The 14,008-nt window shown below is 65.6% G+C and carries 12 protein-coding genes; 10 read left to right on the top strand and 2 right to left on the bottom strand.

Features of this window, described 5'->3' with window-relative positions; genetic code table 11:
* The first annotated feature begins 32 nt into the window (after positions 1–32).
* The 3 genes from ACVCMB_RS06555 to ACVCMB_RS06545 all read left to right on the top strand — a co-directional run bounded on the left by ACVCMB_RS06555 (position 33) and on the right by ACVCMB_RS06545 (position 1,744).
* Positions 33–623: a response regulator gene (locus ACVCMB_RS06555; RefSeq protein ID WP_447100003.1), complete on the top strand. Its 591-nt coding sequence runs from the start codon at positions 33–35 to the stop codon at positions 621–623.
* 5 nt (positions 624–628) lie between these two features.
* Positions 629–1,021, top strand: a complete 393-nt coding sequence (locus tag ACVCMB_RS06550) for an RNA-binding S4 domain-containing protein (RefSeq protein ID WP_447106468.1) — start codon at positions 629–631, stop codon at positions 1,019–1,021.
* Between the two features lie 111 nt (positions 1,022–1,132).
* Entirely contained in the window at positions 1,133–1,744 is a 612-nt protein-coding gene (locus tag ACVCMB_RS06545; RefSeq protein ID WP_395119598.1) for a response regulator, read from the top strand.
* Between the two features lie 12 nt (positions 1,745–1,756).
* Here ACVCMB_RS06545 and mutS read toward each other — a convergent pair whose 3' ends face one another.
* Positions 1,757–4,309: a DNA mismatch repair protein MutS gene (gene mutS / locus ACVCMB_RS06540; RefSeq protein ID WP_447106467.1), complete on the bottom strand. Its 2,553-nt coding sequence runs from the start codon at positions 4,307–4,309 to the stop codon at positions 1,757–1,759.
* 806 nt (positions 4,310–5,115) lie between these two features.
* A complete protein-coding gene (locus ACVCMB_RS06535; protein ID WP_447106466.1) occupies positions 5,116–5,466 on the bottom strand; it encodes a DUF3147 family protein in 351 nt (116 codons plus the stop codon).
* A 115-nt stretch (positions 5,467–5,581) separates the two neighbouring features.
* On the opposite strand from ACVCMB_RS06535, the gene ACVCMB_RS06530 reads away from it, so the two are divergent.
* From ACVCMB_RS06530 to ACVCMB_RS06500, 7 genes are all read left to right on the top strand, one after another.
* Positions 5,582–5,857 (top strand): metal-sensing transcriptional repressor, encoded by a 276-nt coding sequence (locus tag ACVCMB_RS06530; RefSeq protein ID WP_447106465.1) that lies wholly within the window; start codon positions 5,582–5,584, stop codon positions 5,855–5,857.
* 14 nt (positions 5,858–5,871) lie between these two features.
* Positions 5,872–7,026, top strand: coding sequence for a nickel/cobalt efflux transporter (locus ACVCMB_RS06525; RefSeq protein WP_447106464.1), 1,155 nt, complete (start codon positions 5,872–5,874; stop codon positions 7,024–7,026).
* A 94-nt stretch (positions 7,027–7,120) separates the two neighbouring features.
* A complete protein-coding gene (locus tag ACVCMB_RS06520; RefSeq protein WP_447106463.1) occupies positions 7,121–7,519 on the top strand; it encodes a hypothetical protein in 399 nt (132 codons plus the stop codon).
* Positions 7,520–7,585: 66 nt separating this feature from the next.
* Entirely contained in the window at positions 7,586–8,833 is a 1,248-nt protein-coding gene (locus ACVCMB_RS06515; protein WP_447106462.1) for a TolC family protein, read from the top strand.
* The gene (locus ACVCMB_RS06510) at positions 8,830–10,080 is read left to right on the top strand and encodes an efflux RND transporter periplasmic adaptor subunit (protein WP_447106461.1); all 1,251 of its coding nucleotides are present in this window, start codon (positions 8,830–8,832) and stop codon (positions 10,078–10,080) included. Before ACVCMB_RS06515 ends, ACVCMB_RS06510 begins: the two co-directional genes overlap by 4 nt.
* A 10-nt stretch (positions 10,081–10,090) precedes the next feature.
* Positions 10,091–13,243: an efflux RND transporter permease subunit gene (locus ACVCMB_RS06505; protein WP_447106460.1), complete on the top strand. Its 3,153-nt coding sequence runs from the start codon at positions 10,091–10,093 to the stop codon at positions 13,241–13,243.
* Entirely contained in the window at positions 13,240–14,001 is a 762-nt protein-coding gene (locus ACVCMB_RS06500; protein ID WP_447106459.1) for a HupE/UreJ family protein, read from the top strand. Before ACVCMB_RS06505 ends, ACVCMB_RS06500 begins: the two co-directional genes overlap by 4 nt.
* Positions 14,002–14,008 lie beyond the last annotated feature (7 nt).

Below are 14,008 nucleotides of genomic sequence, written 5' to 3'. Positions count from 1 at the left end.
GCGGGGATTTCCCGGGGGAAGGGGCTCGCGTCATGTCCGGCTTTGAGCTGATACGGCGGATTTTCGGCAACGAACACGGCGAACGTCGTGCCGTGCCGCGCAGTGGCGTGCCCAAGGAAGCGCACATCCTGGTGGTCGACGACTCGCCGACCATTCGCGCGGTGCTGGGCAAGATGCTCACCCAGGACGGCCACGTGGTGTTCAAGGCGGCCGACGGCGAGAGCGCGATCGAGCTGGCCCGCAACGAATTGCCCGACCTGATTTTCCTGGACATCGTGATGCCCGGCATGAACGGCTTCGCCGTGCTGCGCGCGTTGCGCCGCGAAGCGCTCACCCACGACATCCCGATCGTGATGATCAGCGGCAACCTGCAGGCCACCGAGCAGTTCTACGTGCAGCGATTCGGCGCCGACGACTTCATGAAAAAGCCGTTCGGCCGCGGCGAGGTGTTTGCGCGCCTGCAGCACCTGACCCAGTCCGGCCGCCTGGTGGTGCGACCGCGCACCAGCGTGCCGGTGGCGGCGGCCGAGCCGGTGCTCAGCGCCGACGAGCAGGCGGCCATTCCGGACATCGCCATGCCCGATCCGCAGGACCTGGTGCCGCCTCCGGGCGAAACGAACTGAACGGCATGCCCGAGGAACGCGGCGAGCTGCGTCTCGACATCTGGCTGTGGGCGGCACGCTTCTTCAAGACCCGTGGCCTCGCCCGCGCGGCGATCGAGGCCGGGCGCGTGGAACTCGATGGCGCGCGCTGCAAGCCTTCCCGCGCCGTGCATGTCGGCGATCGAATGCAGGTCAATCGCGGGCACGAGCGACTGGAACTGGACGTGCTCGCGCTGGCCTGGCGGCGCGGGCCGGCCAGCGAGGCGCAATGGCTGTATCGGGAAACCGAAGCCAGCCGCGAGGCCGCCGAGGTATTGCGCGAACAGCGTCGCCTGAGCGGCGCGGCACTCGATCATCCGGCACATCGACCCGACAAGCAGGCGCGCCGGCAATTGCGGAAGATCAAGGACTTGCGCTGACAAGTTCAGGCTGAGTACTGCGTCGCACATTGCTGCGTCGCTCTGCGCGAGCATGCGCGACGTATCCACGAGTGCGCCCCGCGCGCACCACTCACGACCCGGGGAGAAGGCATGGACGGACTGGCACGCATCAGTGGCATCGGCTTCATCAAGCGCCTGCTGGGCGGGCATGCGGTCGAGCCGCAACACGTGCAGACCACGCAGGGCGCGCGCATGCTGGTAGTGGACGATTCGCCCACGATCTGCGCCGTGCTCGGCAAGATGCTCAGCCAGGATGGCTACCACCCGTTGAAGGCGGCCGACGGCGCGGCGGCGATCGAGCTGGCGCGCAGCGAGTTGCCGGCGCTGATCTTCCTCGACGTGGTGATGCCCGGCATGAACGGTTTCAGCGTGCTGCGCGCGCTTCGCCACGATCCGGCCACGCGCGACATCCCGATCATCATGATCAGCGGCAACCAGCAGGCCACCGAGCAGTTCTACCTGCAGCGTTACGGTGCGGACGACTTCATGAAAAAGCCGTTCGACCGCGACGATGTGTACGAGCGCATCGGCAGCCTGGTGGCCGCCGGGCGGTTGCCCGCCCGCGATACCTCGGTGGCGGAGAACACGCTGCTGTCTGCCTTGTCGGCGGAGGCGCTGGACGGCATTCCCGACATCGCCATGCCCGATGCCGGGACGCCGGGAACGACCGAGGCGCCGCTGCCGCTGCATCGCGTGGCTTGACAGCGCGCCGGCTCAGTCCAGCGATTTCAGCCGGTACAGGGCTTCCAGCGCTTCGCGCGGCGTCAGCGTATCCGGATCGATGCGTTCCAGCTCGCGCTGGGCGGCCGAGGGTTGCGCCGGCGCAAACAATCCCAGTTGCGGCGAAACTTCAGCGGAGGGCGCTGCGCTGGCGTGCCGGTGCATGCCGCGTTCGAGTTCGGCCAGCGTGCGCTTCGCATCGGCGATCACCGATTTCGGCAGGCCGGCCAGCGCGGCCACCTGGAGACCGAAGCTGCGGTTGGCCGGGCCGTCCTTCACTGCGTGCATGAACACCAGCTGCTCGCCGCGCTTCTGGTCGTGCAGCTCCACCGCATCCAGGTGCACGTTGGCGATCGCCGGGAACTCGCCGGCCAGTTCGGTCAGCTCGAAATAATGCGTGGCGAACAAGGTGTACGCGCGACAGTGCCGCGCCAGGTGCACGGCGGCGGCGCGGGCCAGCGCCAGACCGTCGTAGGTGCTGGTGCCGCGGCCGACCTCGTCCATCAGCACGAGGCTGTCGGCGGTGGCGTTGTGCAGGATGTTCGCCGTCTCGCTCATCTCCACCATGAAGGTGGACTGGCCACGCGAAAGATCGTCGCCGGCGCCGATGCGGGTGAAGATGCGGTCGATCGGGCCGATCACCGCGCTGGCCGCCGGCACGTAGCTGCCGATGTGCGCAAGCAGCACGATCAGCGCGTTCTGGCGCATGTAGGTGGACTTGCCGCCCATGTTCGGGCCGGTGATCACCAGCATGCGGCGGGTGTCGTCGAGCTTCAGGTCGTTCGGCTCGAACGGCTCGTCGCGGACTTTCTCGACCACCGGGTGGCGGCCGCGCTCGATCGCGATGCCCGGTTCGTCGGTGAGCTGCGGTGCGCTCCAGTCGAGCGCTTCGGCGCGCTCGGCCAGGGTGGCCAGCACGTCCAGTTCGGCCATCGCGGCGGCGGCGGTTTTCAGCGGTTCGAGTTTCTCGGTGAGCGTGTCGAGCAGCGCCTCGTACAGCGCGCGCTCGCGCATCAGCGAGCGTTCCTTCGCCGACAGCACCTTGTCCTCGAACGCCTTCAGTTCCTCGGTGATGTAGCGCTCGGCGTTCTTGGTGGTCTGCCGGCGCGTGTAGTGCGTGGGCGCCTTGTCCGACTGCGCCTTGGTGATCTCGATGTAGTAGCCGTGCACGCGGTTGTAGCCGACCTTCAGCGTGGTGATGCCGCTGGCGGCCTTCTCGCGTTCCTCCAGCTCGACCAGGAATTGGTCGGCGTGGGTGGACAGCCGGCGCAGTTCGTCGAGCTCGGCGTCGTAGCCGTCGGCGATCACACCGCCGTCGCGCTGCAGTACCGGCGGCTGTTCGACCACGGCGCGGGCGAGCAGCGCGGCGCTGTCGGCGTGGTCGCCGATACGTTCGACCAGGGCGTGCAGCAGCGGGCTGTCCAGATCCGCGATGCGCGCCCGCAGCTCCGGCGCGGCCAGCAAGCCGTCGCGCAGCGTCGACAGGTCGCGCGGGCGCGCCGAGCGCAGCGCCACGCGGGCGAGGATGCGTTCGAGGTCGCCTATGCCGCGCAGCTGTTCGCGCAGGTTGTCGTAACGGCGATTGTCGATCAGCGCGCCGATCGCCTGGTGGCGCTGGCGCAGCAGTTCGCGCGCCCGCAGCGGCCGGTTCAGCCAGCGGCGCAGCGCTCGCGCCCCCATCGGCGTCACCGTCTCGTCGAGCACGCCGAGCAAGGTGTGTTCGGTGCGCCCGCTCGGGTGGGTGTCCAGCTCCAGGTTGCGCCGCGTGGCCGCGTCCAGCGCGATCGTCTCGCTGGCACTTTCCACGGCCATGCCGGTGAGGTGCGGCAGCGCGCTCTTCTGGGTTTCCTCGAGGTAGCCGAGCAAACAACCGGCGGCGGCCACGGCCAGCGGCAGCTTGTCCACGCCGAAACCGCCGAGGTCGTGGGTGCCGAAGAAACGGTTCAGTTCGCGCTGCGCCGCGTCGCTGTCGAAATGCCACGGCGGACGCTTGCGCAGGCCGGGCAGGGCGCTGACCAGCTTCGGCCAGGCCACGTCTTCGCCGACCAGGGTCTCGGCCGGCTGCAACCGTGCCAGCTCGGCGGCCAGCGCCTCGGCGCTGGGCACTTCGCTGAGCAGGAAACGGCCGCTGGAAAGATCGACCCAGGCCAGCCCGTAATCGCCGCGCGCGCCGGCGGCGATCGCCAGCAGCAGGTTGTCGCGGCGTTCCTCCAGCAGCGCGGCATCGGTCACCGTGCCGGGGGTGACCACGCGCACCACCTTGCGCTCGACGATGCCCTTGGCCAGTGCCGGGTCACCCATCTGCTCGCAGATCGCCACCGACTCGCCCAGGCGCACCAGCCGCGCCAGGTAGTTCTCCGCCGCGTGGTATGGCACGCCGGCCATCGGGATCGGCGCACCGGCCGATTGCCCGCGCTGGGTCAGCGTGATGTCGAGCAGCCGCGCCGCCTTGCGCGCATCGTCGTAGAACAGCTCGTAGAAATCGCCCATGCGGAAGAACAGCAGCACGTCCGGGTGCTCGGCCTTGGCGGCGAGGTACTGGCGCATGGAAGGAGAATGAGCAGCCAACCAACCAGCGTGCGCTTCTTTGTCATTTTTATCAATCATTTCAATATTTTGGCTTTTGGTATTTTTGTACAGTTTGGGTGATTTCGTGTGCTTTTCGCGCGTCCGTGGCTTGGAGGGGACAAATTGGTGTCCAGGTAGCGTCCAGGTTGATGAGGAGTGCGCATGTCGGTGCCCTGGGGTGTCCAAGTTCTTCTTCGTGAAAAACCAATGAGAGGCCTTGAACCAGACGAGTCGTCGGGATGGGCGCCGGAGCTGCAGTCATTGAACCATGGAAAAGTTGGGCAACAAGGGATGATCCGCATGGTTGGCCCGTGCACATCGGATTTGGGTCGACCTGGTGGGGCGCTCCACCCTACCTGCCCCACCACGCGGCACCACCGACCCGTCCAACCATCATCAAACCCGGGTGTAAACAGCCCTTAGCCCCGTGCGATATCCAAGGTGGGGATAAATCGGCGTAGATTTGGAGGTGTGAAGAACCCACGCCCTCAGTGTCCCAACACGGCCTGCGCGGCCCACCACCATCCGCTGCCGAACTCCTATCGGAAGAAAGGCTACCGGCGGCCAAGCACAACCGCCAGCCCATCCCGCGGTATCAATGCAAAACGTGCGGCACGTATTTCAAACCATCGATATGGTGCTCATGGCGAGTTCTGCTGGGCGGGTGCAGTCGCCTCGGCATTCGATGCCGACCGCACGACTGTTGCGACATCGACACATGATTGCCGGCTGTCAATCCAATCCGTAGCGGCGCACTACGACTCGCCGCAGCCAGGAAAACAGGATTAGAGCAGCTTGATCCCGAAGGGTTTGAGGACGAGCGCAAAAATGCCGAAGCACACCACGGTGATGAGCGCACTCAACGCCAGTGCCGGCCAGAAGCCAAAACGGGAAAACAGGCGCGGAAAGATCAAGAACATCGGCAGCGTCGGTACGACATACCAGAACGTATACCAGGCGTGGTTCGCAATCTTCTCCGCGGGCTGCTTGTCCAGATAGAGCCACGTCAACGCAAGCAGTGTCACCAGCGGAAGCGACGCCAGCAGCGCGCCGAGGCGATCGCTGCGCTTGGCCAACTCAGACACGGCCACCACGATGGCTGCGGTGATGAGGTATTTGGTGATGATCCATGGCATGGCGGTACTCGACAAGAGTGATCGTGCAGTGGGCTAAACAGAGTGCCTGCCGTGTGGGCCGGTGCTCCCGTCAATCTCGTTGCCATGATATACCCAGGGGGGGTATGGTATCGCCATGAGTCACACCTCGCGCAACGCCCACACCACCCACCCGGACATCCTCAAGCGATTGCGCCGGGCGATCGGGCAACTCAACTCGATTGTGGTGATGATCGAGGAGGAGCGTGCCTGCACGGAGGTGGCCATGCAGCTGAAGGCTGTCGAGAAAGCCATCGTGCAAGCAAAGAAGACCTTCATCCACGATCACATCGACCATTGCCTGGACGAAGGCATCGCCACCACTTCGCGGGCGGTGCTTGAAGAGTTCAAGGAAATGTCCAAGTACCTCTGAGAGACGCCCTGTCCATGACCCCGTTTGCTGAACTTCTCCAGCAGGGAGCCGGCCATGCCTGGCTCTTCATTCCCAGCGCGATCCTGCTCGGTGCCCTGCACGGACTGGAGCCCGGCCATTCCAAGACCATGATGGCCGCGTTCATTGTGGCCATCCGTGGCACGGTGCCCCAAGCGATTCTTCTGGGATTGTCGGCAACGCTTTCGCACACGGCCATCGTGTGGACCATTGCGCTGGTCGGCCTGCATCTGGGTGGCCAGATCGACGCCGAGCGGTATGAGCCCTACTTTCAGCTGGTCTCGGCCGTGGTCATTATCGGCGTGGCCGTGTGGATGCTTCGCCGCACGTACCGCGAGCATCAGCGCGAGATGGCGCATGAGCACGACCACGATCACGGCGGCCATGACCATCACGCTCACGATGAAAGCCGGCGCATCGAGACCGGTCATCATGGGATCGCCTGGCTGGAAATCGATGAGCACGAGGGGCCGCCGCGATTCCGCCTGCGCTTTGAGGCGCACGAGAAACCCACCGCCTCGCCGTCGCCAGAGGAAGTCTCGGTGGAGACCACGCGGTCCGATGGGAGTCGTGCCACGTTCCGGTTCGCCGTCAAGGGCGATGGGCTCGAATCCATCGACGCCATTCCCGAACCGCATACCTTCACTGCGCGTCTGCGTCTGTCGCACGGCCATGTGCATGACTTCGATGTCCAGTTCGAGGAAGCTGCCGATCACGGTCACCACCATGACGACATCGCACTGGATCTGACCGCGCCGGGATACCAGGATGCCCATGAACTGGCGCACGCGAACGACATCAAGCGTCGCTTCCACAACAAGGACGTCACCACCGGGCAGATCGTGATGTTCGGTTTGACCGGTGGACTGATTCCCTGTCCAGCCTCGATCACTGTGCTGCTGCTCTGTTTGCAGCTCAAGCAGGTGAGCTTGGGTATCGTCCTGGTGCTGTGTTTCAGCATCGGCCTGGCACTGACGATGGTATTGGCGGGCACGGTGGCCGCGCTGAGCATGCGGCAGGCCAGCCGGCGGTGGAGCGGATTTGGAACGTTGGCCCGCCGAGCCCCTTACTTCTCCAGTGGGCTGATCGTTCTGGTGGGCTTGTATACCGCGTATCTGGGCTGGCATGGGCTGAGCGCCTATGCCCACTGACAACCTATCCTCGGAGCGCGCCTTGCGTCTCACCCGTCGTGGAATGGCATCGGCGGGTTGCCTTTGCCGGCCAGCCTGCGCATAGTTACGAATCATGCCGACCCTTCGCACCATTCGCCGACTGCAACACCGCCATGCCATGGTGGTGCGCGGGGCGTTGCTGTGTTTGCTGGCGATCATGACCTTTGCCTCGATGCCGAAATGGGTTGCGCATAGCCATGACCGGGCGCATGAGACGGTCCCGGCGCTCACTGCCGATGTGTCGGTCGACCATGATCACGATCATTTCGATGAGGCCGACGAGCCGGCCACCTCGTTCCCGGATGCGCCATACCCCCATGTGCATTACCTGGCCGGGGTGGTGGCGACGCTGCCGGCAACGCTCGCCGACCTGTGCCAGCTGGCCATCCCGGGTGGTACATGCCCATCCGGGCGCGATGCGTCGACCTCTGATGGCCCACTGACACCCTTGCACCGCCCTCCCATCGTCTGACGGCAACGTCCCGACGGCCGCACTGCGGCCTGAACTCGTTGACTGTGCATTCGATGGGAGAACCTCGTGCTTTCTTTACGTTATTGGTGCCTCCTGCTATTGGCAGGCGGATTTGGCACGCCTGCGGTCGCGGGCGAGGCTCTTTCGTTACCGCAAGCGGTAACTCGTGCGCTCGCGCACAACCCGGCCGTTCGTGCCGGTGACCAGACGGTCGTCGCCGCCGAACGGCAGGCGGATCTCGCCGGGCTGACTCCACCCTGGGTGGTCGGGGCGGATGTGGAGAATGTGGGCGGTACCGGAGCGGTATCGGGCATTCATGCCGCCGAAACCACGGTGCGACTGGGCCGCGTCTTTGAGCGAGGCGGCAAACGCGACGCACGCCGGGCGGTGGGCGCCATCGACATCGAGCGGTCGCGCAATGCGATCGACCAGACTCGTCTGGAGCTGGCTACCGAGACAGCCCGGCGTTTTGTCGAAGTGCTCGCCGATCAGGCGCGTACCAGCGTGGCGGCGCAGGATCTCGCCCTCGCGCGCGAGCTGACCGCGACCGTGCATCGCTGGGTGCAGGCCGGCCGCAGTCCGGAATCAGATCTCAACCTGATGCAGATCGCCGAGGAGCGGGCTGACATCGAGGTGGAGCACGCGTCGCACGAATTGGCCAGCGCCAGGGTGTCGCTCTCTGCCTTGTGGAATACCGTCGAGCCCGATTTCGACGCGGCGGCCGGCAACCTGTTCGAGCTGCCGGCGCTACCGTCGTATGAAACCTTGGTTGCGCGCCTTCCCGAGAACCCGACCTTGCGTGCTCTCGCGCTGGATACACGCGCAGCGCAGGCGCGCGAACGCGTGGCCGCCGCCAGTGCCACGCCGGACGTCACATGGCACGTCGGTGTGCGGCGGTTGTCGACATTCAACGACACGGCGCTGATCGCCGGCGTCTCGCTGCCACTGGGAAGCGCCGGACGTTCGGCGCTGAGCGTGGCCCAGTCCGTGGCCGAGACCGAGGCGACCGACGCACGCGCGCAGGCGCAGCAGATGGACGTGCGCCAGCGGCTGTTCTCGACGTACCAGGAACTGGTCCACGCACGTACTGCCTTCGAGGCGCATCGCGACCGCATGATCCCGAAAGCCGAAGCCGCGCTGGCATTGACCCGCAAGGGTTTCGAGGCCGGACGCTTCAGCTTTGTCGCGTTGTCGCAGGCCCAGCGCACGCTGCTCGAACTGCGCAACACCCAGATCGACGCCGCCGTCCGTTACCACACCTTGTTGACCGACATCGAACGGATGACGGTCACTGCCGGAGTTTCGTCCCCATGAAAACCGCTCACCTCAAGCGCGCCGCCCTGGCGCTGCTGATCGTCACCTCGTTTGCCCTCGGTGCCTGCAGCGATCGTGCGGCGCAGAACCCGGCCGAAGGCGCCCATGCGGCTGCCGACGCGTTCGAACGTGGCCCGCACAACGGCCGTTTGCTGCGCGACGGTGCGTTCGCGCTCGAAGTCACTGTCTACGAAACCGGCGTGCCACCGGAGTTCCGCCTGTATGGCTATCGCGACGGCAAGCCATTGCCGCCGAACACGCTGCAGCCGGCGGTCGAGGTCAAGCGCCTGGATGGTGAAACCACCCGCTTCACGTTCCGCCCCGAAGGCGATGCGCTGGTCGCCAGCAACACGGTGGTCGAGCCGCATTCGTTCGACGTCAAGGTCAGCGCCGTCCACGACGGCAAGACATCCGTGTGGAACTACGCATCGTACGAAGGGCGCGTCACGATCCCCGCCGCGACCGCGGCAGCCTCGGGCGTAAAAACCGCCACCGCCGGCCCGGCCACGATCCGCGACGTACTGCCGCTGATGGGGCACGTGGCGATCGACCGCGGCCGCCAGGCACAGGTGCGCGCGCGCTTCCCGGGCATTGTCCGCGCGGTACCGGTGAACCTGGGCGATCACGTGCGCCGCGGGCAGACACTGGCCACGGTGGAAGGCAACGACAGCATGCGCAGCTACGCGGTCATCGCGCCGCTGGACGGCCTGGTGCTGGCGCGCAACACGAACGTCGGCGACGTCGCCGGCGAGACGCCGCTGTTCGAAATCGCCGACCTGTCCTCGGTCTGGATCGAACTCAATGCGGTCGGGCGCGATGCCGACCGCTTGCGACCGGGGCAAACGGTGAATGTGCGCCCGGCCAGTGGCGGTGAGGCGTTGGCGACCCGGATCGACGCCCTGGTGCCGGTCACCAACGCGGGCATGAGCGTGGTGGCCCGTGCGCAGATCCCCAACAAGGACAGCGCCTGGCGTCCGGGTATGGCGGTGGTCGGCGGTGTCACTGTCGCCGAGCGGGAGGTGCCGTTGGCCGTGAAGATCTCCGGCCTGCAGCGCTTTCGCGACTTCACCGTGGTGTTTGCCCAGGTCGGCGACACCTACGAGGTGCGCATGCTGGAACTGGGCGATCGCGACGACACCTCGGTCGAGGTGCTCGGCGGTCTCAAGCCTGGCACGGCCTACGTGAGCGAGCAGAGCTTCCTCATCCGCGCGGACATCGAAAAGTCCGGCGCCAGCCACGACCACTGAGGACGCCCGCATGCTTGAACGACTTGTACGTACCGCGATCGCGCACCGCTTTCTGGTGCTCATCCTGGCCCTGGGGTTGGGTGCGCTGGGCGTGTGGAACTATGCGCAACTGCCGATCGACGCCGTGCCCGACATCACCAATGTCCAGGTGCAGATCAACACCGAAGCGCCCGGCTACTCGCCACTGGAAGCGGAGCAGCGCCTGAGTTATCCGATCGAGACGGCGCTGGCTGGTCTGCCGCATCTGCAGCAGACGCGCTCGATTGCCCGTTACGGGCTGTCCCAGATCACCGCGGTGTTCGAGGACGGCACCGATGTGTATTTCGCCCGGCAGCAGGTGGCCGAGCGTCTGAAGGAAGTCAGCTCGCGGCTGCCGGCCGGTGTCGAGCCGACGCTGGGACCGGTGGCCACCGGCCTGGGCGAAATTTTCATGTACATGGTCGAAGCCGATCCGGACGCGCGGCGTGCCGATGGTCAGCCATGGACGCCGACGGACCTGCGTTCGCTGCAGGACTGGGTGATCCGTCCGCAGTTGCGCAACCTTGCCGGGGTTACCGAGGTGAACACGGTCGGCGGCTTTGTCCGCCAATTCCACGTCACGCCCGATCCGTCGAAGCTGGCCGCCTACGGACTGAGCTTGGTGGAAGTGCAACAGGCGCTGGAACGCAACAACGCGAACGTCGGCGCCGGTTACATCGAGCGTTTCGGTGAGCAGTACCTGATCCGCGTACCGGGGCAGATTGCCGATCTCGACGGTTTGCGCGAAGTCGTGGTCAAGCAGAAAGACGGTGTGGCGCTGCGCGTACGCGATGTGGCGGAGGTAGTCGAAGGCGAGGAATTGCGCACCGGCGCGGCGACCGAGAACGGTCACGAAGCCGTGCTCGGGACCGTCTTCATGTTGATCGGCGAGAACAGCCGCGCTGTGGCCCAGCGCGCCGCCGCCGAGCTGAAGAACATCAACAAAAACCTGCCTGCCGGGGTGAGGGCACGCGCGGTCTATGACCGCACGCAGCTGGTCGATCGCGCGATCGCCACCGTGCAGAAGAACCTGATCGAGGGCGCCCTGCTGGTGATCGCGGTGCTGTTCCTCCTGCTGGGCAACTTGCGCGCGGCGCTGATCACCGCGGCGGTGATTCCGCTGACCATGCTGATGACGATCACCGGCATGGTCAGCAATCGGATCTCCGGCAACCTGATGAGTCTGGGCGCACTCGACTTCGGTCTGATCGTCGATGGCGCCGTGATCATCGTGGAGAACTGCCTGCGCCGCTTTGGCGAGGCGCAGCAACGCCTGGGCCGTGTACTGAGTCGGGACGAGCGCTTCGCATTGGCGGCCAGCGCCACCACCGAGGTCATCAAGCCAAGCCTGTTTGGCCTGTTCATCATCGCCGCCGTGTACCTGCCGATCTTCAGCCTCGAAGGCGTCGAGGGAAAGATGTTCCATCCGATGGCGTTCACTGTGGTGATCGCGATCACCGCGTCGATGGTCTTGTCGCTGACCTTCGTGCCAGCGGCGGTGGCGATGTTCGTGACCGGCCGCGTGGCCGAAAAAGAAAATCGCGTGATGCAGGGATTTCGCCGTGTCTACGCGCCGCTGCTGGAGCAGGTGGTCGCATGGCGAGTGGCGGTGGTGGCCGTTGCGGCCGTGCTGGTGGTCGCGGCCGGACTGCTGGCCGGCCGGCTTGGTGCCGAGTTCATCCCCGATCTGGACGAAGGCGACATCGCGCTGCACGCGCTGCGCATTCCCGGTACCAGCCTGACCCAGGCGATCGGCATGCAGCTACACCTGGAAGCGCGCATCAAGCAGTTCCCCGAAGTCGATCGCGTGTTCGCCAAGCTCGGCACCGCCGAGGTAGCCACCGATCCTATGCCGCCGTCCGTCGCCGACACTTTCATCATCATGAAGGATCGCAAGGACTGGCCCGATCCACGCAAGCCCAAGACCGAGTTGGTGCGTGAGATGGACGCGGCGGTGCGTGCCATACCCGGCAACAATTACGAGTTCACCCAGCCGGTACAAATGCGTATGAACGAGCTGATCGCCGGCGTGCGCGCGGAGGTGGCGATCAAGGTCTTCGGCGACGACCTCGACACGCTGGTGGACTTGGGCGAGCGGGTGGAGAAAGTAGCCGCTGGCGTCGCCGGTGCGGCCGACGTCAAGCTGGAACAATCCACCGGCCTGCCGTTGTTGACGATCCTGCCCGACCGCGCCGCGCTCGCCCGCTATGGGCTGGCGATCGCCGACGTGCAGGACACGGTGTCCATCGCGATGGGCGGTGGGCCCGCCGGTCAGGTGTTCGAGGGTGATCGGCGCATCGACATCGTAGTGCGCCTGCCGGAGGCGCAGCGCAGCCGACTGGAGAGCCTGAGTGCCTTGCCGATACCGTTGCCACCACGTGACGACCCGACCGCCCCGACCACGGTGCCGTTGGGCGAAGTGGCGCATATCGAACTGTCCACCGGGCCTAACCAGATCAGCCGCGAAAGCGGCAAGCGGCGGGTGGTGATCACCGCCAACGTGCGCGATCGCGACCTGGGCTCGTTCGTGGAGGAACTGCGCGACACCGTGGCCGCGGAGGTCACGCTGCCGGAAGGCTACTGGATCAATTATGGCGGTACCTTCGAACAGCTGATGTCGGCCAGCCAGCGCCTGCAGGTGGTGGTGCCGATCGTGCTGCTGATGATTTTCGGTCTGCTGTTCATGGCCTTTGGTTCGGGCCGGGACGCCGCGGTGATCTTCAGTGGCGTGCCGCTGGCGCTGACCGGCGGTGTCCTCGCGCTATGGCTGCGCGACATCCCGTTCTCCATTTCCGCCGGCGTGGGCTTCATCGCGCTGTCGGGTGTGGCGGTGCTCAACGGCGTGGTGCTGGTGTCGTTCATCCGCCGCCTGCTCGACGACGGCATGGATCTCGATGGTGCCATTCGCGAAGGTGCGCTGACCCGTCTGCGGCCGGTGCTGATGACGGCGCTGGTGGCGTCGCTCGGCTTCGTGCCGATGGCACTGAACGTCGGCACCGGTGCCGAGGTGCAGCGTCCGCTGGCCACGGTGGTGATCGGCGGCATCCTGTCGTCAACGCTGCTGACTTTGCTGGTGCTGCCGGCGCTGTACCGACTGGTGCACCGCGACGATCGAACCACGCCGACAGCAGGCGTCTCGCCATGAGGATTTATGTCCAACCCAAACCCATTACGGAGATTGCCTTGATCCCTTCATTACCTGCGAGGCTGCTCGGCCTGGCCGTAGGTTGGCGCGGGCTGCTGGTGCTGTTCCTCGCATTGGTGGCAGTGGGCGTCGCTTCGGCGCATGGCGTCACCGGCGGTGACAAGGCGTTTCTCGAACAGAGCAGCGGCCGTCAACTGCTCATCTTCATCTACCTGGGTGCCAAGCACATGGTCACCGGCTACGACCATCTGCTGTTCCTGTTCGGGGTGGTGTTCTTCCTGTACCGCGTGCGCGAGGTGGGAGCCTACGTGACGCTGTTCGCCGTCGGCCACAGCGTCACGCTCCTGCTCGGGGTGTTGGGTGGCCTCCACGTCAACGCCTACTTGGTTGACGCGATCATCGGCTTGTCGGTCGTCTACAAGGCGCTGGACAACCTCGGGGCCTTCAAGCGCTGGTTCGGATTCCAGCCCAACACCAAGGCCGCGGTGCTGATCTTCGGCTTCTTCCATGGCTTCGGCCTGGCCACCAAGCTGCAGGATTTTGAACTGTCCCGCGACGGGCTGGTGGCGAACATCCTCGCGTTCAACGTGGGCGTCGAACTCGGCCAGTTGCTGGCCCTGAGCGCCATCCTGATCGCGATGGGATTCTGGCGTCGCAGCACCGCTTTTTCACGTCAGGCCTTTGCGGCCAATACCGTGCTCATGACCGCCGGCTTCATGCTGACTGGCTACCAACTCACCGGCTATTTCGTTTCCTGACCGAGGC

The sequence above is a fragment of the Rhodanobacter sp. UC4443_H10 genome, assembly GCF_052978325.1.
This window is presented reverse-complemented; position numbering and strand designations above follow the sequence as displayed.